At 48.5% G+C, this 22,827-nt stretch carries 19 protein-coding genes and 1 tRNA gene; 9 read left to right on the top strand and 11 right to left on the bottom strand.

Annotated elements, in window-relative coordinates; all coding sequences use genetic code 11:
- Positions 1-28: 28 nt before the first annotated feature.
- The 4 genes from Q0577_RS13440 to Q0577_RS13425 form a co-directional block, all read right to left on the bottom strand.
- On the bottom strand, positions 29-1,411 hold the full coding sequence (locus Q0577_RS13440) for a peptidylprolyl isomerase (protein WP_298737121.1): 1,383 nt from the start codon (positions 1,409-1,411) through the stop codon (positions 29-31).
- An 88-nt stretch (positions 1,412-1,499) separates the two neighbouring features.
- Positions 1,500-4,826: a translation initiation factor IF-2 gene (gene infB / locus Q0577_RS13435; RefSeq protein WP_298737120.1), complete on the bottom strand. Its 3,327-nt coding sequence runs from the start codon at positions 4,824-4,826 to the stop codon at positions 1,500-1,502.
- A 127-nt stretch (positions 4,827-4,953) separates the two neighbouring features.
- A complete protein-coding gene (gene nusA, locus Q0577_RS13430; protein WP_298737119.1) occupies positions 4,954-6,201 on the bottom strand; it encodes a transcription termination factor NusA in 1,248 nt (415 codons plus the stop codon).
- Between the two features lie 32 nt (positions 6,202-6,233).
- Positions 6,234-6,698, bottom strand: coding sequence for a ribosome maturation factor (locus tag Q0577_RS13425; RefSeq protein WP_298737118.1), 465 nt, complete (start codon positions 6,696-6,698; stop codon positions 6,234-6,236).
- Positions 6,699-6,879: 181 nt separating this feature from the next.
- On the opposite strand from Q0577_RS13425, the gene Q0577_RS13420 reads away from it, so the two are divergent.
- From Q0577_RS13420 to Q0577_RS13410, 3 genes are all read left to right on the top strand, one after another.
- Positions 6,880-7,197, top strand: coding sequence for a DUF2752 domain-containing protein (locus Q0577_RS13420; protein ID WP_298737116.1), 318 nt, complete (start codon positions 6,880-6,882; stop codon positions 7,195-7,197).
- Positions 7,194-7,547, top strand: coding sequence for a TM2 domain-containing protein (locus tag Q0577_RS13415; RefSeq protein ID WP_298737114.1), 354 nt, complete (start codon positions 7,194-7,196; stop codon positions 7,545-7,547). Before Q0577_RS13420 ends, Q0577_RS13415 begins: the two co-directional genes overlap by 4 nt.
- Before the next feature lie 73 nt (positions 7,548-7,620).
- Positions 7,621-7,869, top strand: a complete 249-nt coding sequence (locus tag Q0577_RS13410; protein WP_298737113.1) for a hypothetical protein — start codon at positions 7,621-7,623, stop codon at positions 7,867-7,869.
- 17 nt (positions 7,870-7,886) lie between these two features.
- On the opposite strand, the gene Q0577_RS13405 is transcribed toward Q0577_RS13410, so the two are convergent.
- Positions 7,887-8,516: an HAD family phosphatase gene (locus Q0577_RS13405; RefSeq protein ID WP_298737112.1), complete on the bottom strand. Its 630-nt coding sequence runs from the start codon at positions 8,514-8,516 to the stop codon at positions 7,887-7,889.
- Between the two features lie 62 nt (positions 8,517-8,578).
- Here Q0577_RS13405 and Q0577_RS13400 point away from each other — a divergent pair, with 62 nt between their 5' ends.
- The 4 genes from Q0577_RS13400 to Q0577_RS13385 all read left to right on the top strand — a co-directional run bounded on the left by Q0577_RS13400 (position 8,579) and on the right by Q0577_RS13385 (position 12,638).
- Entirely contained in the window at positions 8,579-10,129 is a 1,551-nt protein-coding gene (locus tag Q0577_RS13400) for a VCBS repeat-containing protein (protein WP_298737111.1), read from the top strand.
- A gap of 95 nt (positions 10,130-10,224) precedes the next feature.
- Positions 10,225-10,298 (top strand) — tRNA-Ile (locus Q0577_RS13395).
- A 51-nt stretch (positions 10,299-10,349) separates the two neighbouring features.
- Positions 10,350-10,667 carry a DUF6122 family protein gene (locus Q0577_RS13390; protein ID WP_298737109.1) on the top strand — a complete coding sequence of 106 codons (318 nt, stop codon included), beginning with the start codon at positions 10,350-10,352 and terminating at the stop codon, positions 10,665-10,667.
- Positions 10,668-11,066: 399 nt separating this feature from the next.
- Positions 11,067-12,638, top strand: a complete 1,572-nt coding sequence (locus Q0577_RS13385; RefSeq protein WP_298737108.1) for a membrane dipeptidase — start codon at positions 11,067-11,069, stop codon at positions 12,636-12,638.
- Positions 12,639-13,282: 644 nt separating this feature from the next.
- Here Q0577_RS13385 and Q0577_RS13380 read toward each other — a convergent pair.
- The 6 genes from Q0577_RS13380 to Q0577_RS13355 all read right to left on the bottom strand — a co-directional run bounded on the left by Q0577_RS13380 (position 13,283) and on the right by Q0577_RS13355 (position 18,936).
- Positions 13,283-14,122, bottom strand: coding sequence for a phosphoribosyltransferase family protein (locus Q0577_RS13380; RefSeq protein ID WP_298737106.1), 840 nt, complete (start codon positions 14,120-14,122; stop codon positions 13,283-13,285).
- A 3-nt stretch (positions 14,123-14,125) separates the two neighbouring features.
- Positions 14,126-15,067: an ADP-ribosylglycohydrolase family protein gene (locus Q0577_RS13375; RefSeq protein WP_298737104.1), complete on the bottom strand. Its 942-nt coding sequence runs from the start codon at positions 15,065-15,067 to the stop codon at positions 14,126-14,128.
- A gap of 116 nt (positions 15,068-15,183) precedes the next feature.
- On the bottom strand, positions 15,184-16,722 hold the full coding sequence (locus Q0577_RS13370; RefSeq protein ID WP_298737103.1) for a nicotinate phosphoribosyltransferase: 1,539 nt from the start codon (positions 16,720-16,722) through the stop codon (positions 15,184-15,186).
- Positions 16,719-17,405, bottom strand: a complete 687-nt coding sequence (locus tag Q0577_RS13365; RefSeq protein ID WP_298737102.1) for an NUDIX domain-containing protein — start codon at positions 17,403-17,405, stop codon at positions 16,719-16,721. The genes Q0577_RS13370 and Q0577_RS13365 overlap by 4 nt, the downstream gene beginning before the upstream one ends.
- Before the next feature lie 107 nt (positions 17,406-17,512).
- A complete protein-coding gene (cysC, locus tag Q0577_RS13360; RefSeq protein ID WP_298737101.1) occupies positions 17,513-18,076 on the bottom strand; it encodes an adenylyl-sulfate kinase in 564 nt (187 codons plus the stop codon).
- Positions 18,077-18,165: 89 nt separating this feature from the next.
- Positions 18,166-18,936: a hypothetical protein gene (locus tag Q0577_RS13355; protein WP_298737100.1), complete on the bottom strand. Its 771-nt coding sequence runs from the start codon at positions 18,934-18,936 to the stop codon at positions 18,166-18,168.
- A gap of 492 nt (positions 18,937-19,428) precedes the next feature.
- Here Q0577_RS13355 and Q0577_RS13350 point away from each other — a divergent pair, with 492 nt between their 5' ends.
- On the top strand, positions 19,429-19,998 hold the full coding sequence (locus Q0577_RS13350; RefSeq protein ID WP_298737099.1) for a RagB/SusD family nutrient uptake outer membrane protein: 570 nt from the start codon (positions 19,429-19,431) through the stop codon (positions 19,996-19,998).
- Positions 19,999-20,192: 194 nt separating this feature from the next.
- Positions 20,193-22,820, top strand: a complete 2,628-nt coding sequence (locus tag Q0577_RS13345) for a glycosyl hydrolase (RefSeq protein ID WP_298737098.1) — start codon at positions 20,193-20,195, stop codon at positions 22,818-22,820.
- Positions 22,821-22,827 lie beyond the last annotated feature (7 nt).

Genomic DNA, 22,827 nt, shown 5'->3' with positions numbered 1-22,827 from the left:
TTTGGGATCCGGATATTGAAATTTTCTATTATTGTTTAGCCATGCTGGCCAGCCATTTAGAGATGTTTCCGCAGTTTTTAAACTCATCTTCTACATGAATATAGTAAGTCGGGATCTTCTCCATCAGCCATTTGTTTACCGCATCGCCCTGTTTTATCTGTAGGGTGCGCTGTTGAACGCGGGAATAATCATCCTGCAGGTTCTCACGGTGAGGCTGTGTGCGCGTTTTCAGGTATACAATACGTACCCCGGTACGTCCCCGCTCGTCTGTAAACTGCATCGGGGCTGAAAGACCGCCGGGTTTAAGGGTGTCCAGCATCAATACAATATCGCGGGTAGATGGATCATCGAGCTGGTCAATAGTGAGCAGCGTCCCGCCGGTCATCCTGTTCTGCAACATACCGCCGTCGAATTTGGCCATTTCTGCGTCGCTGTATTTTGTTACTGCTTCGGCAAAAGTATAATTATGGTTAATGATGTTGGTACGGATAGAATCCAGCTTTTTAGTGGCCAGCTCAATATCTGATTTGGTGATATTGGGTTTTACCAGGATATGCTGAACGGTCACATTATCACCCTGGCGCCTCAGACACTGTATCAGGTGATAACCGAACTGGCTTTTCACTGGGGAAGAGATCTCTCCTTCTTTCAGGCGGAAAGATGCCGCCAGGAAGTCGGGGTCCCAGTTACCCTTATCGTTACGGTTTAAGATGTAAACGCCTTTATTATCTTTTACGCCCGGGTCTTCAGAGTACAGGATTGCGAGAGAGCCAAAGTCAGACTCCTTATTTTCAACCCGCTTTTTGAACTCCAGCAAGCGGTCTATGGCATACTGCTCCATTTCTTTGGTGGCTTTGGGCAATACGATCAGCTGACCTATTTCCAGCTCTGATTCATAGAAATGAAGACTGTCTTTCGGTATACGGTCATATTCTTTCTGGACCTCAGAAGGGGTTACCTTGATAGCGTCCACGATCTTATCGCGCATGGCTTTTGCCTGTAAGCCCTCTTTAATGGGCTGACGGAAGCGTTCACGCAGCTGGTAAATGGAATACCCGGTTATTTCCTTCATCTTTTCCCGGGAGCCGTACAGGTCTTCAAAGTACCGGATACGGTTCTCGATCTGACCGTCCACGTCGGCATCGCTCACGGGTAAGCTGTCCCGTTCTGCCTGGAGTACCATTACTTTCTGCGCAATGATCTGCTCCATGATAATACAAGTGGCATTAGGGGGAAGCGTATTATCCGGGGAATTACGTTGAAGGTTCATTACCTCCCCGTCTATATCAGACTTAAGAATGATCTTATCCCCTACAATAGCGGCAATTTTGTCTGCCACCATTCTTTGCTGTCCTGCGGCTAACTGCCCAAAGAGCAGGCTGGCTGCAGATAGAGCCAAAAGTTTGTTCATATAAGCTAATGCAGTGAAATTCAAAAATAACCAATAAAAATAAGCCGCATGAGTGCGGCTTATTCTTTAACAAAATTTTTAGACAGGCTTATAAAGTCCGCTTCACTTCTACTTCTTCAAAGCCTTCAATTATATCGCCTACTTTAAGATCGTTGTAGCTCCTGATACTCAGACCGCATTCCATGTTGGAGGCAACCTCCTTCACGTCGTCCTTGTAACGTTTCAGGGAAGCCAGTTCGCCGGTGAATACCACGATACCATCGCGAACAATGTTAACGCGGGTGTTGCGTGTCAGTTTTCCGTCCAGCACAAAACAACCTGCAACGGTCACCTTGTCGAAGCGGTAGGTTTCGCGTACTTCCACGTTGGCAACTACCTTCTTCTCTATCTTCGGCTCCAGCATACCTTCCATGGCGCTCTTCAGTTCATCGATAGCGTCATAGATGATGGAGTAGGTACGGATCTCAATATTCTCTTTCTCGGCCAGTTTGGCTGCCTGGGAAGAGGGGCGTACCTGGAAACCTACGATAATGGCGTCTGAAGCGGTTGCCAGCAATACGTCTGACTCAGTGATCTGACCTACTGCCTTGTGTACCACTGCGATAGCGATTTCTTCGGTAGACAGCTTCTGCAGGGAGTCACTCAGTGCTTCTACAGAGCCGTCAAAGTCACCCTTGATGATGATATTGAGCTGTTTGAAGTTACCCAGTGCCAGGCGGCGTCCGATTTCATCCAGCGTAATGTGCTTCTTGGTACGGATGCCCTGTTCGCGGATGATCTGGGCGCGGCGGTTGGCCACGTCTTTTGCCTCACCTTCATCTTCATACATCTTGAACTTCTCACCTGCCTGCGGAGCACCGTTAAGGCCCAGCAGCTGTACCGGGCTTGAAGGACCGGCTTCGTTGATACGCTGGCCGCGTTCGTTGAACATGGCCTTGATCTTACCGTAGAAGGCGCCGCTCACAATGGTATCGCCCTGATGCAGGGTACCGTTTTGTACAAGCACGGAGGCTACGTAACCGCGGCCCTTGTCAAGAGATGCCTCGATGATGCTGCCGGAGGCTTCGCGGGCCGGGTTGGCCTTCAGTTCCAGCAGTTCAGCTTCCAACAGTATTTTTTCCAGCAGTACATCTATGTTTAACCCGCTCTTGGCAGAGATTTCCTGGCTCTGGTATTTACCACCCCAGTCTTCCACCAACAGGTTCATGCCCGCCAGCTGTTCTTTGATCTTTTCCGGGTTAGCGCCGTCTTTATCTACCTTGTTGATGGCAAATACCATCGGCAGGCCAGCTGCCTGAGAGTGGGAGATAGCTTCCCTTGTCTGCGGCATGATAGCATCGTCAGCCGCGATCACGATCACGGCAATATCCGCTGCCTTGGCACCGCGGGCACGCATGGCCGTAAAGGCTTCGTGACCCGGAGTATCCAGGAAGGTGATCTTTTTACCGTTAGCGGTGGTTACCTGGTAGGCGCCAATGTGCTGGGTAATGCCCCCGGCTTCACCGGCTACCACGTTGGCGTTTCGGATGTAGTCAAGCAATGAGGTTTTACCATGGTCTACGTGACCCATGATCGTTACGATCGGCGCCCTTGGCTCCAGGTCTTCTTCTGCATCTACTTCATCCTCTTCTTCTACCTCTTCTACATCGTCCAGGCCTATGAAGTCTACTTCGTAGCCAAATTCACCGGCCACCAGTTCTATTACTTCAGCGTCGAGGCGCTGGTTAATGGATACCATGATGCCCAGGCTCATACATTTGGAGATCACTTCGGCGAAGCTCACATCCATCAGGTTGGCCAGCTCGCTCACGGAAATAAATTCCGTTACCTGGAGCTTGTTGTTTTCAGCATTCTGGTTGGCCATCTGTTCGGCAAGCTCATTACGTTTGTCGCGGCGCTGTTTTGCCTTGATATTTTTGCCGCGACCTCCGCCACCCAATTTGGCCATGGTTTCCTTGATCTTATTCTGGATCTCGTTTTTGTCAATTTCTCTGTCGTCAGGACGTTTGTCGCGATCGCGGTTAAATCCTGAACGGTTGTTGTCGCGGTTTCCGGGCCCGCGGTTGCCACCGCCCGGGCGGTTATGGCCGCCTCCGGCTCCCTGGCGGTTAGCCGGTGCGTGCGGACGGTTCGGACCTTGTCCTGGCTGATGGGGGCGGTTGCCTCCACCCTGACCCTGCGGACGGTTACCACCCTGCTGGCGGTTGTCACCGCGGTTCCCGAAGCGGTTATCGCTACGATTACCCGGAGCGCCGGTACCTGTTCCCTTATCGTCCTTGGAGAACTCCTTCGGTTGTATGGGTTCCGGTTTCTTTTCAATGATGATACGCTTGCGTTTGCGTTTTTCATCATTATTATTGTTCCGGTTAAAGTTTCCTTTATTGTCGCGCCTGTCGGATTGTACGGGCAGGTTGATCTTGCCGATCACCTTGGGGCCGGTTAATCTTTCTGCCTGTATATTTTCTACCACAGCATTGCTGTTATCATCCTGCTCGGCATCTCCTCCTGATTCATTTTTAACCTCTGCCGCCACCTGCGGGGGAGGAGTGTTCTCAGTGGCTGCCGGAGCCGGGGGGCTGACAGGTTTAGGCTCCTCGCGTACCGGTTCTGCTGCCTTCTCTTCTCTGGAAGCGGGCGGGGCAGCCGGTTTCTCCTCTGCTTTAGGAGCGGGCGTTGGTTCAGGCGCCTTAACGGGTTCCTGTTTCTCTGCTGCCGGGGCAACCGGAGGCGGTGCTGGTTGTTCTTCCTTCACCTCCCTGATTTCCGGGGCAGGAGCTGGCTCTTCCTGTTTTGCGGAAGGCTGGGGTTTGGGCGGGGTTTTATCCTCAACCGGCTCATCCTTTTTGGCGGCAGGTTTTCTGCCCTGGAGAGCGTTAAGATCTATGGTAGCCACAACTTTAGGTCCGTTTAGGCGGGGTGTTTCAATTTTCCTGGTATCTTCTGCGGCAGGCTTCTCCGTTTCCTCGGATTTGGGTGGCAGTTTACTTTCAACAACAGGAGGCACGTCGGGCTGGGCGCTTGCCTGAGGGGCGGCCTGCGGCTCGGGCGCCGGTTCCTGTTTGGGTTTTTCTGCCGGGGGTGGAGTAGTTTCTGCTGCCGGAGCTGGTTCTTCTTTCTTCGCGGTTTCCTTCTTCTTGCTTGCTGCTTCTGCTGCTTCCTTCTCCTTCTTCTTCATTGAATCTAACACGCTTCCTTTAGGCAGGGCTATCTGGTCGCTTTTGCGTTTGTTAGCCTTGTCCTGCTGGAATTCTGACTGCAGGGCCGCATACATTTCAGCCGTCAGACGGGTATTGGGTGCAAACCCCTCTGTTGAATATCCTTTATTGCCAAGGAACTCTATGAGCGTATCCTTGCCAATATTGAATTCTTTGGCGGCAGCCAGCAATCTTGGTGTGTTGTTTGTTACTTCGGGCATAATTTGTTATCTCGGGCCTCCCCTTTTATCCGCCAGCAGGCGGACACCATTTTACATTTAAAAATAACTCAAATATATTCCATTCCAAGCGAACCCTGATCCTGGGAAGGTTTCCGGACGGGTTTCGCTATTCCTTATCAAACTCCTCCTGTAATATCCTTCTTACATCTTTTACGGTTTCTTCTTCGAGATCGGAACGGCGCACAAGTTCTTCAATTGTAAGGTCTAATACACTGCGGGCAGTATCACAACCAATACGCTTCAGTTCATCGATCACCCATTCTTCTATTTCATCTGAGAATTCTTCCAGATCCACGTCAAATTCAGTTTGTTCCTGTTCTTCGTCGCGGAATACATCAATTTCATATCCCGTCAATTCGCAGGCCAGTTTTATATTAACGCCCTTTTTACCGATGGCCAGGGATACCTGGTCGGGTTTCAGATAAACAGCAGCGTATTTGTTGTCGTTGTCCACTTCCTGGCGGCTGATCTTGGCGGGAGTTAATGCACGCTGAATGAGCAGCTGGATGTTGGCGGTATAGTTGATGATATCGATATTCTCGTTCCTGAGTTCTCTCACAATGCCGTGAATGCGGCTACCTTTCATACCTACGCAGGCGCCCACCGGGTCTATACGGTCGTCGTAAGATTCTACCGCTACCTTGGCTCTTTCACCCGGTTCGCGAACGATCCTCTTGATCACTATAAGTCCGTCAAAGATCTCCGGTACCTCAATTTCCAGCAATTTAGCAAGGAACGAAGGATGGGTACGGGAAAGAATGATGAGCGGAGCGTTGTTTTTCAGTTCTACTTTTTTAACAACAGCCCTTACGTTCTCTCCTTTTTTGAAATAGTCGGTCGGAATTTGTTCAGATTTAGGCAATATTAATTCATTCCCTTCATCATCCAATAATAAAACTTCTTTTTTCCATACCTGGTATACTTCGCCGGTGACGATCTCCCCTACACGGTCAGCATATTTTTTAACAAGGATGTTCTTTTTCAGGTCGCCAATACGGGCAGACAGGGTCTGTTTGGCAGCCAGGATAGCCCTGCGGCCAAAGTCCTGGATCTCCACTTCTTCATACAGATCTTCACCTATCTGGTAATCGGGCTCTACCTTAATGGCATCGGAATAGGCAATCTGCGCATTATCGTCTTCCACTTCGCCGTCAGCCACAATGGTACGGCGGCGTAATATCTCCAGGTCACCTTTCTCTGTATTTACAATTACGTCAAAATTCTCATCAGAGCCATACTTCTTACGCAGCAGCGTTTTGAACACATCTTCCAATACCTTCATCAACGTTGGACGGTCAATATTTTCCGCCTCTTTGAACTCCGTGAATGACTCAATCAGGTTAATACTAGCCATTTGTTTTGGTAATTATATTTTAAAACACATTTTTAAAACACTATACACACCTTGGTGTGCTTAATATCAGCAAATTGAATATCTGAAATTTTCTTATCCTTCTTCTTGCCGATCACTTCCCCAATGGTAATCTGATCATCCGTAACTGCCTGTAAGGTACCTTCTTTAGCAGTACCATCCAGCAGGGTGACTTCCACCTTGCGGCCAATATTCTTAAGGTATTGGCGGTGTAATTTGAGCGGTTCGTCCAGACCAGGAGAAGATACTTCCAGGGAAAAGTCGTTGTCCGGGAAAAGGCCTGCGGATTCAAGCAGCGGGTACAATGCGCGGTTCAGACTCACCAGTTTGTCTACAGGCACACCTTTGTCCCCGTCCAAAAACACTTTTACATTATTGGTAGGTTTAATCTTCACTTCTACCACAAAGTACTCCGGGTTTGAGGATAGTAGCCCCTCCAGGAGTTGCCGGATCGATGCGATCACTTGTTCATTTGCCATACTAAAAAAGCGAGAAGGGGACTATTATCGTCCCCTTCGTTTGAATCATTTTCCTCTGCAAAATTAGGATTTTATTTTGATCCAAAAACTATTTCTTTAACTTGTAGAAATATTTAAAGCAGGGAAAAACGCCCCAGGAGTACGGATTAGGAAATGTTTTAATACATTTGGGTTAACCTTTATGCTTGCAGCCACCCTTTATATAAAGCGTTTCAACATAGAGTTACTGATATGGCCTTTGGCCCTAGTCGCCCTGTTCTTCATGGATCCGCATGGCAGCGGCCCCAGCCTGTGTCCGCTCAAATGGCTGGGTATCAGCTGGTGCCCGGGCTGCGGGCTGGGACATGCACTTCATTACCTGCTGCATGGAGAACTGGCAGCTTCCTGGAAAAGCCATCCGCTGGGAATATTGGCCCTGGGTGTGCTTGGCTACCGCATTTTTGATCTCGGAAAGCAACAGATAAAGATATTCCATCATTTAAAAAGCAATCCCACATGAACGACTTCTCTTTTGGTTTCCTGCCGGGTATCCAGCATGAAGAGCTGATATGGCTGCAAGAGCTTACCAAAGACCTGAGTACCGATGAAAAACAGCGATTCCTGAGCATCTACCAGGGCCGCCGCAAAGATCCGCAAACCGTTCTGATCTGTTGCCTTATAGGCCTGATCGGCCCGGCGGGTATTCATCGCTTCCTGCTGAACCAGATAGGCATGGGGATCCTGTATTTCCTGACAATCGGCCTGTGCTTCGTGGGCACTATCGTAGACGCCATTAATTATCAGAAGCTGGCATGGGAATTCAATAAGAAGGCGGCAATGGAAAGCGCTACCATCATGGGGATAAAGTAGACCGTTAAAGAAACCTTAAAGTGAATCGATTTTCCTGCAAGGGTAGCAGATTATCTGCTACCTTTGTCACACTATGAAGATATTAATTACCATATTCCTGTTGTGGCTGGCGTACAAAGTGATATTTGATTTCATCATTCCCGTTTACCAGTCTACCAAACAGGTACGGCAACAGATGGGCGATATACAGGCCCGGATGCGCGAACAGTTCCAACAGCAACAATCGCAGCAGCACAGGGCCCAGGAGCAGCAGCAACGCGCCACTCATCATCAGCGGCCGGCGGATAAAGGTGATTATATAGATTTCGAGGAAGTCAAATAAACAGCCCTGTTCTGCAGCTAACCGCCCACAGCTGTTTTAAATATTTCGAGAATGGTTTTAGGCGCCTGCAGGTGAATAGTTTGTAACCCTACCGCTTTAGCTCCTTCAATATTTGGCAACGTATCATCAATAAATACAGTTTCTGCCGGGTTCAGTCCATGATTATCCAGGATCAGTTGATACGCCTCTTTTTCCGGTTTACGGAAGCCCATCAAATGTGAATAATAAGCTTTATTAAAGAACACATCCACTGAAGGGAGGCCCCTGCTTTCCTGTAAGATCCGGTTGAATTTTTCCAGGTGGATGGCATTGGTATTACTAAGCAGGTAAATATCATAATGCAGTTGCAGTTGCTGCAGCAATTGCAGGCGCTGCAAAGGAAAATCCAGCAGCATGGCATTCCAGGCATCAATGATCTGCTGTTCTGTTACCTCCGGGCGCACATGTTCCCGCATTGCGTGCAGGAATTCTTCCGGGCTTACCCGGCCGGTTTCCAGGTCGTCAAATATACGGGTGGCCTGGTACTGGTTATACAAACCTGTAAAATCCTTAATGCCTAATTCCTCGAAAGCCTTGTACGTACGTTGGTAATCAAGGTTCAGGATAACGCCGCCCAGGTCGAAAATAATATGTTTGATTCCTTGCATGCTGTTTAAAATATTTGCAAAGCTGCAAATTAATGCTGTATTTTAGAAATGCGCAGCGCGTTATGCAACTATCCTACCGCATCAAATCGTTTATACCTTTCCGGTACCTGCTTATCATGCTGGTGCTGAATGCCTGTAACGGAGACCTGGCAAGGACCCAACGGGTGAAATCCGGCAGTCAGCTGGCCCGCCACTATTGCAGTTCATGCCATGCCTTTCCGTCTCCCGCTTTGCTGGACAAGACCACCTGGGAGAAAGACGTGCTGCCGGTAATGGGCGCCAAACTGGGAATTAAAAGCTACATGGGCAACTACTACCGGGAGCCTGTGCTCTCCGATACCCCGGGTAAGACAGCCAGTATTATAGGCCGGGATGACTGGGATAAGATCGTAGAATACTATACAACAGTTGCGCCCTGGCGGCCCCTACCCCAGGAAAGACCGGTTCCTGTTTCCCGGAATGCGCCCCCCATATTCAGCGTAAGGGAGCCCGACTGGCAGGCAAGAGATGCAGCCCCGCTCACCAGCTACGTGGGCATAGATACCCTGCGCCACTGTATCTGGACGGCAGACGCGCAAGACAGCACCTTACACATCTATAATGATGATCTCCAGCCGGTGCAGCGGGCATGTTCCCAGAGTATTGTATCTGATATCACCCTGCCTGGAAGGGAGGGCAGGGGATATATTACCTGCATTGGTACCATCTTTCCCTCAGATGCCTTACAGGGCAGTATACACGCCTGTGAGCTGAAAGACAGCCTGCTGGTGGATGCACAGCCGGTTAAAGATAAGTTACCAAGACCGGTTCAAACACTGGCAATTCCGGGGCAGGACGGACAAACAAACCTGTTGGTTTGCGGATTTGGGTTCAACCAGGGCTACCTGGCGTGGCTGAAGCCGGACAGCCGGCAGCCGGATATACTGATGCCTTCCCCTGGGGCCATTAAAGCCTATATAAGAGACGAGAACGGGGACGGCCGTCCGGATATATGGGTGTTATTCGCTCAGGGCGATGAGAGTATCTGGTACCTCGAGAACACCGGTAACGGTAAATTCAAACCCGAACGGGTATTGCAGTTCCCGCCAGCTTATGGCTCCAGCAGTTTTACCCTGCAGGACATAGATCATGACGGACTTGAGGATATCATCTATACCTGCGGGGATAATGCAGACAATTCACGGGTACTGAAAAATTATCACGGGGTGTATATTTTTCTCAATAAAGGAAATCACCGCTTTGAACAGGAATACTTCTACCCGGTGAACGGATGCTATAAGGTGGCTGTAAAGGACATTGACCTGGATGGAGATGAAGATATGCTGACAATCGCCTTCTTTGCCGATTATGAAGGTCAGCCGCAGGAAGCCGTATTGTATTTTGAACAGCGTGCCGGTTTGAAATTTAACGTCTACTCATTGCCCTGCGGTACCTGGGGCCACTGGATATGTATGGATGCCGGAGACATAGATGGAGATGGAGATACCGACTTAGTGCTCGGTAATTTCTCCCAGGGGCCCGCCAACTTTCCCGGATTAGGAGACCGGTGGCAGAAAAGCGCCCCCTTTCTGCTACTGGAGAATAATATCAGGCAGGCCAATAAAAAGAAATAAAATTTGTGGCTATTGAATAAAAAATAATTAATTTTGCCGTCCCTTAAGGGGAACCCACAAAAAGTAGATATATAAATCATTCGTCCGAAAGGACAGGTCCTATAGCTCAGTTGGTTAGAGCACCTGACTCATAATCAGGGGGTCCCTGGTTCAAGCCCAGGTGGGACCACAAAAGGTTTCAGCGGCAAGGCTGAAACCTTTTTTTATTTTTGCTTCCACCATGCAGCCATTCATTCATTATTTCTTGCACATTATCTTCCCGCTACTGCTGGCACATCTTATTAATAAACCACATTGGTTCAGCACCTACCTTATACTCATGCTCACCATGCTGGTGGATCTGGATCACCTGCTGGCTACACCAATATTCAACCCCTGCCGCTGCAGTATTGGCTTTCATCCCCTGCACAGCTACATCGCCATTGGCGCCTATCTGTTACTGCTCGTCCCGAAGAGCACCCGCATTATTGCCATAGGTCTTTTGTTACACATGCTGGCGGATGGTATTGACTGTCTTTTCATCCTGCACCTGGTTTAATAAGCCCACTTCCTGCTTAGGGTAAAAGCGTACCGGATTTACTCATGTGCCATACTCTCAAATCACATGAATTAGCAGTAATGGAAAGGGATGGTACTGGAAATAAAGGTAGACCTGGAGTCCCCTATTGACCTGGAATTAATAGAGCAGGATGTCAAAGCAAGGATCCGTAAGGAAAATGTACACTGGCAAACGGCATCTGGTCCAGAATCACGGCAGATGGAGCCATATAGAAGCGTTTACCCGGACTAGTATATGATCCCGGACCTTCCCTTTAACTATTCCTATCCTCAAAATCCGTAACTTTATTGAGGTAGCTGACCCCGATTCTCATGCCGGCATCCGGTTGGCGCTTGCGCACACCAGCTTCTCCCAACCACACCGGTTAAAACCTCGTATATGAAGTACTTTGACTTTCACACGCATATCATCCTGAAGCAGCTTTTTGATGATAATCCCAATATCGATACCAGGATCAGTCCCGGCGATATCGCCGGTATACCACAGCATTGCAGTGACCTCCCCAATATTATCCGCGCACAGATCCATCAAAGTCAGCTGGCAGAAATAGATGAAGAGGTTGTGATCGGAGTAGCGCTATACGCCCTGGAAAGTAAGCTGGCCAGGGAAGTGATCCGATTGCGGAAATTCCTGAAAAAAGAATCGCAACATAAACTGTCAGCAACATTATTGGAGCACATCGGTAACAACACCTTTACATCATTTAAGGATTTTACCATTTCCAGAACACTGAACAGCTACCTCAATGCGCCCGCATCTTTCAATGTATTATCCAGACAAAGCTTTGATGCCCCGTTGAAAAGGAATACAGTGAATATATTTTTTGTGGTAGAAGGTTGCCATTCATTTGCAGACAAGATTAACGAAGTAACGCTCCCGGGCGTTTTATTTGATACCAATGAAATAATCCGTAACCTGGATCTGCTGATCGCCAAAGCACCGGTACTCGCCGTTAACCTGACGCACATGCAGCAATCCAACCTGTGTAATCATGCTTTTGGTATACAGCTAACAGAAAATGCACCCTTTTACCCGCGGGGGAAAGGCCTTGCAGATGACGGCAGGAAGATCGTACAGGCGCTTTTTGACCGGGGCATTCATGTTGATCTCAAGCACATGAGTTATCAGTCGCGAAGTGAGCTGCGGAACGAGATAGATGCAGGAAAGTTTAGCAAGATAAAGCCATTGCTTTGTACGCACGCGGGCTTCACCGGCATTCCCTTCTCTCAATGGCCGAAGTATATTAAGCTTACAAGATCGCTGGACGGCGTAATGTATGTTGAAACCGGTAAAACCATGCAGGTAAAGAATATGCCTGAGCGTCCGGGCGCCCCGGCCTTCAATATGACCACCATCAACCTTTTTGATGAAGAAATAACCTGGATTGTCAGGAACGGGGGAATGATCGGCCTGTCTATGGACCGGCGCATCCTGGGATACGTCAGCCGCTTTGATCACGAACCCACCGGCAGAAAAGACGATGGCTCAATTGTAGATAAGGAGTATATCTCCAAAGCAGAATGGGAAGTATTTGGTCTGCCAAAGCGGATCGAAAAGCCCTTACCCCACGATGACTGTGTCACAATCGAAGAACTGACTGCCAGTACAGAGCAGGGGAACGCCCAGGAGTATTTTTATGATCATATACTGCTGCATCTGAAACATTTTTTACAGGTTTGCGTAACAGCAGGCATACCTTTGCAGGAAGCACAGCATCATATTACCATTGGATCTGACTTTGATGGCCTCATCAATCCTTTTACCAATGTCTCCAATGTGGAAGAGATGCGAACGCTGAAAAATTATATCACGGTAAACTTTAAAATTTTCCTGGAAAGACTGGAAGATTCCAGGCAATGGGTAAACCAGCTGGATGTTGCGCAGTTTGCAGATGACTTGTTTTATAATAATGGATTTAACTTTGTGAAGACTTTTTTTCAGGCCGAATAAAAAAGACAATATGCCATCCATTCGACCACCCCTACTTCCACCATTCCTCCTTCTCAAGTTGAAGCGCCTTTTCCGCTTCAGCACCACCTGCACCATAAGCCTTAGTATAGCTTTCCCATCCCATAACTAAGATGACCATTACTGTCAAGGCAAAAGTTCGTTGTAAGCATTCCCTTAATAAAACCACTACCGCTCTGGGTACTGTCTTCCCGATAATCTACACGGCAGACAATAAATCCCTGCTTGTAGCTTGGAATATCACTTTCTTTAAAATGCTTTGCCTGTAAAACGGAAATGGTTCCGGAAAAATTACAGATATTTTCTTTTACTCTTGTTTTGCCTTTAACATGATATCTATACGGAGCAGCCGGACTTTTGCTGACTGACAGGTAGTGAATGTAAAAGCGTTGAAAGTTGTCACCAATAAAACCTATTGGTTCCGGGAACGGAATACTTTCACCTTCTACTTCTATCTGGATGTGATCTGCACGTCACAATTTACGCAGATCATATTTTTTGATAACCGTATAAAAGTCGGTTGACGGTGGCATTTGGGCATTTACCCTTGCAGCAGCCCATACCAGTAAAACAGATAGCAGGTATTTAAACAGGATTTTCATAGGTGTAAATAATAGGGTTAATGTTTAAAGATACTTCCCAACCTCAAAGCGTTGCACGTTTTCCACGTCCCTGAAAGAATCTGTTGTATAGATCTCGTCCACGCTTTCAATCACTGTTCCTTTACTGAAGATACCGTGGCTCACTACCAGGTTCACCTTTTGTGCGCCTTTTCCCTTCAACATCTTCGCTGTACCTGCAAAGGTGCCTCCGCCATCACAAATGTCATCCACTAAAAAACAGGTCAGGCCGTTCAGCTGCCCGGCAGTGGTTTTAAAGCTGGTGAGTGCACCTGTCCTTACATCCCGTTCTTTCATACATTCCACTACGTGGTCAACAGCCAGGAATTGCGCCAGCTTATGGATCTTCTTCAATGCACCTGCATCAGGCGAAACAAGACAGTATGGCGTGGCAGGATGATGATTAAAATAATGCGCCAGCGCATCCTTCACATACTGGTGATTGCTCACTGCATAAGAGCGGTCTATCAACGCAGTAGCCACCTCGGAATGCGGATCAAATATCTTTACTTTTTTGAACTGCGCCTGGTTCAGTATACCCGCTACGATCTTTAACGAAAAAGGTTCTCCGTCCAGCATCACCCTGTCCATACGTGCCGCCAGCAGGTAAGCAACATGCAGTTCCACCTGTTCAAATTCGAGATAGTCCAGGGTGTTCTTGATGAACAGGGCTAACAGCAGATCGTTGGTGTTAGCTATCCTGGTAAGGATCCTCAGCGGCTGGCTGCGATCCAAACCGGTTATACTATCCATATCTATTTTAATGTGAGGTTGTCCGTCAGGAAAGACCATGGTGGTAAAACGAATGTCGGATCGCTCAGGATAGATAAGATTCAGTGTAAGCATAGTCTATAGTTTATCGTCCAGTCTTTTGACCAGGTCTTCAATATCTGTTCTTCTGGCAAGTACGTTTAGCCATTCAGTGGGAATGGTCTCCCAGCCATACAGCAGGGCGGCCAGGCCACCGGTAACAGCTGCGGATGTATCTGTATCGCTGCCCAGGTTCACGGCTTTCAATACTGCTTCCTTATAGCTTCTGGTAGTAAGCAGGCACCAGATGGCTGTTTCTAATGTATGGATCACATAGCCGCTGGAATGGATGTCTGCTTCTTGCAGGGAAGGCAGTTTACCTTCCAGTATCTGCCCCAATATCTTTTGCTCTACAAGGTCCAGCACATTGTTCTTTGTAAGAAAATCTCGGGTGCCGGAGCAAATCTCCTTATACGCGGCATGTTTATCCATGCCCTGCATAATGGCCAGGGCAAATTCAATATAGATAAAACAGGCTGCGATAGAACGGATATGACCATGAGTGATCGAAGATACCTCTTCCACACAATGGAACCGTTGCTGAACAGGCAGATCTTTCACATAGAACAATAGGGGCAGGATGCGCATCAGGGAGCCGTTACCGTTACTTTCTTCATTCCTGCCGCCTGCCATTACGGGTCTGTCTCCCATCTGCAGACCGTGAATAGCCGCAGCAGTGGCGATACCGATATCAAATACCTCACCATGAGGGGTCCAGTAACCATACTCCATCCAGTTGATGAAGCGGTTAGCCAGATCATGCAGATCATAACCTTTGCATAACATCTCTGCCAGGCAGAAAGTCAGGGAGCTGTCGTCAGACCAGGTGCCAGCCGGCTGATTGTGTGTGCCATATTCCAGCATACCGGTTACCGGCCGTTCTTTCAGCTCGCCCCTGGTCCTGAACTCCACCGGTACACCTAAGGCATCCCCGGTGGCCACGCCTAATAAAACATCTTTTATAAAGTTCCTTGCAGACATAGATCGCGGTCGTGTTTAAAAGTCAATAGTTTTCCGGGCTATGCCGCAGAATAAGGCTCAGAAATTTACTGGTATTTTTCTTTTGTTTATCGTTCATGTGTTGAATATTCTGTAGATCAATAATCGGCTACAGCGTTTTCAGTCCTGGAGTTCTGTACTACTGTACCATCTCCATCATTTTCCAATGCTGTTTTTATTCTTTCCCTAATCTGCTGCAAGGTCCAGTCCACTACCAGTTTCCCGTCTTTGAACACTGTTTTCAGTTCTCCCTGTGCCTCTTCCTCCCAGGTGCATTGATCTTTCAGTTCAAGTTTACCACTGATCGCGTTCCGGCGTACCTGCATCAGGCCTTTGGCAGATTTTTTAGTGCCGTCATCCGTTTTAGGATCTTTAAAGATATCCCGGCCTGCACCATTCACTTCTCCGTAAGTAGCTTTCATGGCAAAGCCAAAGGTGTCGCGGGTAACATATTCGTAAGTATAAGAGCCGATGCCCAGTACCACGTTATAGCTGGCAAAACCTTTACGTTTCAGTCCTTCCAGTATTGCCAGCTGCCTTTCGGTAGTAATACTATCGCCGTAGATCAGGCCAATATGGCTGTCCAGCAGTTTGAACCCTTTTTCGGTAATGGTACCACCAAATGTTTCCCACATACATTCAATCGCGCCTTTATATTCCGGGCTGCCAACAGGGGCAGATTCATCGCCAACAATGATCTTTACCGGGTCGCCGCTGTCGGGCCGTATCACTACTTTACCATTGCGGGCAAGAATAATATCTTTCATCTCCGGAAGGAACTCCATGATTACCTGCCAGAAATCCCAGGTATCACTTACAATAGATACAATACCTCCAGGATATACTTCGCTGATCAGCCGGCGGAAGGTACCGATCTCTCCATCCTGGGTGCCCATACACATTACGCTGTGCTCAGTAGCAGGAACAGATCCGCCGATCAGTTCCTGCTCACAATCTGCATTATAGAACATTTCGAGGAAGTCAATTGCGGGGATCGTATCCGTACCTGCAAAAGAAAGCAGGTGGCCTGCGCCGCTGATCAGGGCATCTTCCACACCGCTCATGCCGCGGAAAGAGAAATCATGACCCTGCCAGGGAACAAAGCTCATGTCGTTGCCTACCGTTTCTTTTGCGTAGCGGGTAAAGGTTTTCAGGTATTGAAAAGCCGTGGTGGCAGAGGTAGCAGGTTTCCACAGCACGGCGCTCAGAATGGTTTCCAGCATATTGGTCAGCCAGAAGAATTCAGGCACCGTATTTTTGATAGTGAAAACAGGCACGCGCATAGGTACCAGCGTTCCTTCAGGAAGCGCTTTGATCTCCAGCGGCAGGTAACCAAGGTCGTGCAGTGCTGCTATATGATCATAGGTTATACTGTCTTTGCCAAGATAATTGTTGATGCGGCGGGCGTACTGGCTGAGTACTTCTTCTTTGGGTTTGTTAAAGAAGTTTTCATTGAACTGCCGTACAAGATATTCCTTCATGAAATACTGCAGGCCAAAGAAAACGATTTCCTGTATATCTGCATTCCGGGATTTGCGGGGAGTGAGATTAGAATAAACCAGTGTGGTGCCTTCGGGATACTGAAATTTGTGACCTACTTTATAGCCGTCTTTCAGCAGGATAGGTAGCATGTTCATGGGTTGATGATATTAAGTTGAAAATTGTGGTGCTTTAATTTTTTATTGAACCGGAAAAGCTCCGGGTGCCTGTTTTGTAGGCCTTCGCGCTTCTGCCCGGTATTGATCACGTATTCAGCAACCAGCATCTTTCTGCTGAAATTCCGCCTGTCGATCTCTATCCCCAGGATGCATTCGTATAGCTGGTGCAGTTCGCTCATGGTAAACAGCTCATCCAGCAGCTCAAAGCCCACCGGGAAGTAAAGGATCTTGGATTTAAGGCGTTGCAGCGCCTTATCGAAGATCTTTTTGTGATCAAAGCCCAGCGCCGGAATCTTCTTTACATTGAACCACTGCACATCATTGGCCATTTTACCGGCAGCGATCTCCAGTTTGTGCGGGTTCACAAGGGCGTAGTAGGTAACAGATATCACACGTCCCCGCGGGTCGCGGGCCGGGTCGTCAAAAGAGAACAGCTGCTCCAGGTACACATCGTCCATCCCCAGTTTTGTTTTCAATATACGGGAGCAGGTTTGCTGAAAAGTTTCCTCTATCTGAAGAAAAGCGCCAGGCAAGGTCCACTGGTCTTTAAAGGGCGCTTCCTTCCTGTTCAGCAATAACACAGACAGGTTTTGCTCATGGTAACCAAATACTACCAGGTCAACAGCAAGCGCAGGGTTCTTATATGAGGAGAACGGTTTCATTTCCGTTTGTGTTATTTTGACACAAAGAAAGGTACAAATTTTTGTTCCTGCAAATGTTTCTTCATCTTTTTCTTGCAGCGGATAATGCGGATGTGGCCGAAATGCTCCTAAAGTGTTGATGGTAGTGCCTCCCGGCCCATTTGTCCGAACAGGGACGGGAACACCGCTGCTAATATTTCACTGGCAGACGCAGCCACGTCATTTTCTTCGGTATTAACTGTCAGAAAAGGTGCTTCCGGCGCCTCAAATGCTGATTGTAAGCCGGTAAAGTTTTTTATGATTCCATTCCGGGCTTTATTATACATGCCTTTCACATCCCGCTGCATACAAACGCTGATGCTGCAGCTCACATAAATTTCATGAAAATGTTCGCTTCCGATAATGCCCCGCGCCAGGTGCCGAAGTTTAGCCGTAGGGGTTATGAAGGAGCAGATGGTTACAAAACCTGCGTCCAGGAATAGTTTTGCAATTTCAGCGGCCCTCCTGATATTTTCCTCACGGTCCTGTGGAGAGAATCCCAGATCTGCATTGATACCGCTTCTCAGTTCGTCCCCATCCAGTACCTTACAGGGGATCCGCTGCTTGTCCAGCTCACTTTTAATCTTATATGCCAATGTTGTTTTCCCGGAACAGGGTATCCCCAGTAACCAAAGTACAGTTGCTGCTTGCATGCCTAAAGTTAATAAAGAAATTTACCCGGGCCTATGCCGTATATAATATTCGCGGGGCCCGGGTAAACAGGTATGACAAATGACGGTGTTTAGTTGCTGAAAAACGCCGGTGCAGTGCTTGTTCTTTCTACCCAGATACCGGAATTGGTTTGCAGCACAAATTCACTTAAACCCACTTCTTTGGCTTCGGGGTTCCAGTCATAAGTATAACCCAGCCTTGTCCAGGGATAGTAATAATCAGTGGAAGATTGTAAAGGACGATAATAAGAGTAGATAATATTATTATCGAACCAGGTGGTGTAGCTCGGAGAAACCCCTTCTACCAATACCGCTCCGGTAGTAGTGGTATTAATGGCCGGATCGCCTGCCGGGCGGTATAGCCTTGAGGCTTCTACCCAGATCTCTGCAATATGGGTATTGCTGCTGCTGTTCACCGGTGGTAAACCCAGTAGTTGTGAAATGCGCAAAATGGTATCTGAACCAGGTTTAAAACTGGGGAGCAGGCGCCTTTTCATTTGCGCGGGGGCAAATACCCACGATTCTCCCCAGGTGTTGGTAATTGAATCCCCGGCAGGATAGCTGTTTGGGAAACGCATAAAGGTGGCCATCAGCACATATTGCTTGCCATTGATGGTCTTCCACTGCAGGTTGTTGTTCTCCGGGGAGATGGCCCAAAGCGTATCTATCCTTTCACTGCTGTCGGCTACCATGGCATCCGTGATAGAGTGGGCATACAGTTCATCCAGGGAATACTGCGGCGGCGGCTTTACATCATTGTCTTTTTTACAGGCTGAAAATACAAGGCTTGCAATCAGGATCATCCGCGCAATTGAGCCCGCGGTGGTGTATCTGGTTTTCATATGAGGGGTGGTTTGGTTATTTGGGACCTTGTAAGTAACTAAATTTCAGCATAATACGCAAGTTTTTTGTTGAAGCCCCGCAGGTAACCTTATTATAACAATAGCGTAATATATGCTTAACCATTCAGTAATAATGGAATATTCTCTTTGCGAACGCTAAGCGGGACAATCAATCGTACATAATTGCTCATCCATACTTTGTGGCCACGGGAACCTTATATCATCTCACCAGCATACGTGTGAAACAGGGCTGTTTGCCGGGAACAAAAAACCAAGAATGATGAAAATACACATCACTGCTGCTATTATGGCTATTGGGCTACTATCATTCCCGCTAAAGACACGCTGTTATATACCGGTAATGAATATAAGCTCACCGTAAACGGCGAAGGCCTGATCGGTCATCCTACCGGTATTGCTTATAACGGTATTGGTCCAACGTTCATCGGCAATAGTATCCGCCTCAACGCAGCGGGTACAGCATGGAAAGCCGTGATCTATTGCATTGACTGGAATGGCCTGCTGAAAACACATACGCTGGATGGCAACATTAAACAAACCATAGAAGATGATGCCTGTATACAAGACGTTAGGACACCCTGGGATACCAGCACGGCAGCAGGCACTAACGGCTACGGCGGCAACGACTGGATCCTGATCCGCTATGCAGATGTAGCCCTCATGCTGGCGGAAGTTAATATGTATCTGGGCGATAACACCGCAGCCATTGAGTACCTGGATATGGTGCGCGAAAGAGCCAATATGCCGCTGTACAACACCGTCAAGAATGATCCTGCCTACAGCAGTAAGTTCCCAACTCTCAAACTGGCCATCCTGCATGAAAGACGTGTATTACTGGCCTTTGAGCACCACCGCTGGTTTGACCTGCTACGCTTCTTTACCATCGACGAACTGGTTACCTACATGCATGCCAAGAACCAGGCTGATTACGGAAAAGCAAAGCTGTCTAACTTCGGCATAAAAGATCAGTACTTCCCGATACCGTTCGATGAATATCAGCTGGACCCGGTAAAGATGTACCAGAATCCCTACTATCAATAAACGTTTTCCTAACCGCTGACCCGGAAGGTGCTGACGTACTGATACTATTTTAACCAGATGCCCTGACAGTAAGGATAAAGCAAGGATAAGCCAGTTAAAATAGTACACACAGACAGCCGCCTTCCGGGCCTTTTATTCCCCGTTCTTCCTTTTCATTTCCCTTTTTTCGATTTTATTTTCATCTTTATGCCACTATGAAGAAGAACAGGGGACAATTTTGCATCATTTTACTGATGCTATCTTACTGTATCACTGCCAGGGCCCAGGATCAGTATGAATTAAATACAGGGTGGCAATGCGCCAATATTTCCAAAGTAACAGACAAGGGAGAAGCGCTTTCCAATCCCGCACACGCATTAAACGGCTGGATACCTGCTACCGTTCCGGGTACCGTGCTCACCACATTGCTGAACAATAAGCAGGTACCGGATCCCTTTTATGGAATGAACAATGAGCAGATCCCGGACATTTACCACACCGGGAACGATCATTACACCTACTGGTTCGTAAAGGATTTTACCGAGCAGCCCGCAGCAGCAGGTAAACAGGTATGGCTGCATTTCCGTGGGGTGAACTATGGTTGCGATGTATACCTGAATGGCCAGCGTCTCAATAAAACCACTCACTACGGCATGTTCCTGCGGCAAACCTATAACATTACCGGCCTGCTGGCTAAAGATGGCCGCAACCGCCTGGCCGTGCTGATACACCCGGCTGCTCTTCCGGGTAATCCTAACGGAGGACAAGGGGGCGATGGCATCATTGCCAAAAGCGTGGCGCATCAATACACCGCCGGTTGGGACTGGATACAACCCATCCGCGACCGTAACACCGGTATCTGGGATAAGGTGACGATCGAACGCACCGGCGCCGTAAACCTGAAAAACCCGCACGTGGTAACCCGGGTGCCTGGTGTCCGTCAGCCGCAGGGCCCTCAGGCGCCTGCTATTGTACAGGTATCTGCAGAGCTGGAGAATGCTGCTGCCAAACCTGTAACCGGTACGCTGCAATATGTGCTGGACGGTAAAACGGTATCAAAGAGAGTAACCCTTCCTGCAAATGCCACCACAGAGGTACAGTTACCGGATCATACCCTGCAAAACCCTAAACTATGGTGGCCCAGCGGCTATGGCGCCCAGGAGCTGTACCAGCTGCAGCTGCAGTTTGTTGATGCCGCCAATGTAGTAAGCGATAAGGAAAATGTACAGGTAGGCGTACGTGAAATCCAAACGCCCTGGAACGAATTCACCCGCAGCCGCCAGATCAACGTAAACGGACAAAAGATCTTTATCAAAGGCGGCAACTGGATCATCTCTGATGCCATGCTGCGCTTCTCCAAAGAAAGATATGACGCAGAAATAAGGTTCCACCGTGATATGAACCTGAACCTGATCCGCATATGGGGAGGGGCCTTGACAGAACGCCCCGAATTCTACGAGGCCTGTGATAAATACGGCCTGCTGGTGTTCCAGGACTTCTGGTTCTCCGGCGACTGTAACGGCCGCTGGGTAGACCCGATGAAGAAAGAAGATCAGTGGACCCGCCGCCGCTACCCCGATGATCATGGCCTGGTGCTGCGCTCTGTCGAAGACCAGGTGAAAATGATCCGCAACTATCCTTCCCTGGCGCTCTGGTGCGGCGGTAACGAGATCACCCCGCCGGAAGATATCATCGTTCCGCTGAAAGATTCCATTCTGCCCAAACTGGATGGTATCCGCTACTTTTTTGACTATTCCAACTCAGACAGCATGTCTTATAATTTCCTGGGCGGAAATGGCGACGGTCCCTACGGCATCCAGGATCCGGAAACTTTCTGGGCACACCGTACCTGGCCCTTTAACTCAGAGATTGGCTCTGTAGGTGTGGGTGATTATGCTTCCCTGGAGCGGTTCATTCCCAAAGAGAACATGATCGCGCCGCAGTATAAGGAAGAAGTAGACTCCGTCTGGAAATACCATAAGTACATCGGGTATGATCAGTATATCGATCCCTACGGCCGGGCAAAAGACGCCAAAGACTTTGCGAACAAAGCCCAGCTGGTGAACTATGACCAGTACCGCGCTTTAATGGAAGGCTTCAGTTCCCACATGTGGGACTGGTATACAGGCGTGATCATCTGGAAAACGCAGAACCCCTGGACGGCCATGCGCGGACAGATGTATGATTACTACCTGGATGTGAACGCCTGCCTCTATGGCCTGCACAACGGCAGTGAACCGCTGCACGTAATGTACGATCCCGTACAGGGAATGGTAATGGCGGTGAACAACACTTTCACACCCCGCCGCGACCTGATGCTGGAAGTAACCTTGTATGATCTGGATGGTAAAAGCCACCAGCTTACACAGGTGTTCGCAGAGATTGGCGCTTCATCCGTAAAAAAATACCTGCCCGTTAAAAAGGCGGTAGATGCGGCGCGTAAAGACCGGGGCGCTTTTCTCCGCCTGCGCTTCCTCGATATGAACAAGCAGACCGTTTCTGAAAATTTCTACTGGTTCCCGGATGAGCAGGGCAATTACTCCGGTTTGCAGAAAATGACGGCATCAGATCTGCAGGCGAGCGCCAAACGCATCAGTAAAGACAGCATTGCCGTTACCCTGCGCAACCCCGCAGGCGGCCCCGTGGCTTTCTTTAACCGCGTAGCACTGGTAGACGCCGCAACAAAGCAGCGCGTACTGCCCGCCTTCTTCAATGATAACTATGTGTCTGTAATGCCCGGTGAAGAGAAGACCATCACCATTAACTATACGCCCGGTAACAACAACCTGGCGGTAGAACTATACGGATGGAATGTAAAAGAAGCCTTTATTAATATTCAATAAACTATTG

The sequence above is a fragment of the uncultured Chitinophaga sp. genome, from assembly GCF_937898475.1.
Classification (GTDB): Bacteria; Bacteroidota; Bacteroidia; order Chitinophagales; family Chitinophagaceae; genus Chitinophaga.
The sequence above is the reverse complement of the archived record's forward strand: the minus strand, read 5'-3'. Positions and strand labels throughout refer to the sequence as shown.

Bases quoted from the DNA above. Each gene is read 5' to 3' on its own strand.
- Q0577_RS13420 (WP_298737116.1), top strand. From the start codon at position 6,880: ATGCTTGCAGCCACCCTTTATATAAAGCGTTTCAACATAGAGTTACTG.
- Q0577_RS13370 (WP_298737103.1), bottom strand. From the start codon at position 16,722: ATGAACATGCTACCTATCCTGCTGAAAGACGGCTATAAAGTAGGTCAC.
- Q0577_RS13390 (WP_298737109.1), top strand. From the start codon at position 10,350: ATGCAGCCATTCATTCATTATTTCTTGCACATTATCTTCCCGCTACTG.
- nusA (WP_298737119.1), bottom strand. From the start codon at position 6,201: ATGGCTAGTATTAACCTGATTGAGTCATTCACGGAGTTCAAAGAGGCG.
- Q0577_RS13365 (WP_298737102.1), bottom strand. From the start codon at position 17,405: ATGAAACCGTTCTCCTCATATAAGAACCCTGCGCTTGCTGTTGACCTG.
- Q0577_RS13385 (WP_298737108.1), top strand. From the start codon at position 11,067: ATGAAGTACTTTGACTTTCACACGCATATCATCCTGAAGCAGCTTTTT.
- Q0577_RS13400 (WP_298737111.1), top strand. From the start codon at position 8,579: ATGCAACTATCCTACCGCATCAAATCGTTTATACCTTTCCGGTACCTG.
- infB (WP_298737120.1), bottom strand. From the start codon at position 4,826: ATGCCCGAAGTAACAAACAACACACCAAGATTGCTGGCTGCCGCCAAA.
- Q0577_RS13440 (WP_298737121.1), bottom strand. From the start codon at position 1,411: ATGAACAAACTTTTGGCTCTATCTGCAGCCAGCCTGCTCTTTGGGCAG.
- cysC (WP_298737101.1), bottom strand. From the start codon at position 18,076: ATGCAAGCAGCAACTGTACTTTGGTTACTGGGGATACCCTGTTCCGGG.
- Q0577_RS13345 (WP_298737098.1), top strand. From the start codon at position 20,193: ATGAAGAAGAACAGGGGACAATTTTGCATCATTTTACTGATGCTATCT.
- Q0577_RS13425 (WP_298737118.1), bottom strand. From the start codon at position 6,698: ATGGCAAATGAACAAGTGATCGCATCGATCCGGCAACTCCTGGAGGGG.
- Q0577_RS13405 (WP_298737112.1), bottom strand. From the start codon at position 8,516: ATGCAAGGAATCAAACATATTATTTTCGACCTGGGCGGCGTTATCCTG.
- Q0577_RS13415 (WP_298737114.1), top strand. From the start codon at position 7,194: ATGAACGACTTCTCTTTTGGTTTCCTGCCGGGTATCCAGCATGAAGAG.
- Q0577_RS13410 (WP_298737113.1), top strand. From the start codon at position 7,621: ATGAAGATATTAATTACCATATTCCTGTTGTGGCTGGCGTACAAAGTG.
- Q0577_RS13355 (WP_298737100.1), bottom strand. From the start codon at position 18,936: ATGAAAACCAGATACACCACCGCGGGCTCAATTGCGCGGATGATCCTG.
- Q0577_RS13375 (WP_298737104.1), bottom strand. From the start codon at position 15,067: ATGTCTGCAAGGAACTTTATAAAAGATGTTTTATTAGGCGTGGCCACC.
- Q0577_RS13380 (WP_298737106.1), bottom strand. From the start codon at position 14,122: ATGCTTACACTGAATCTTATCTATCCTGAGCGATCCGACATTCGTTTT.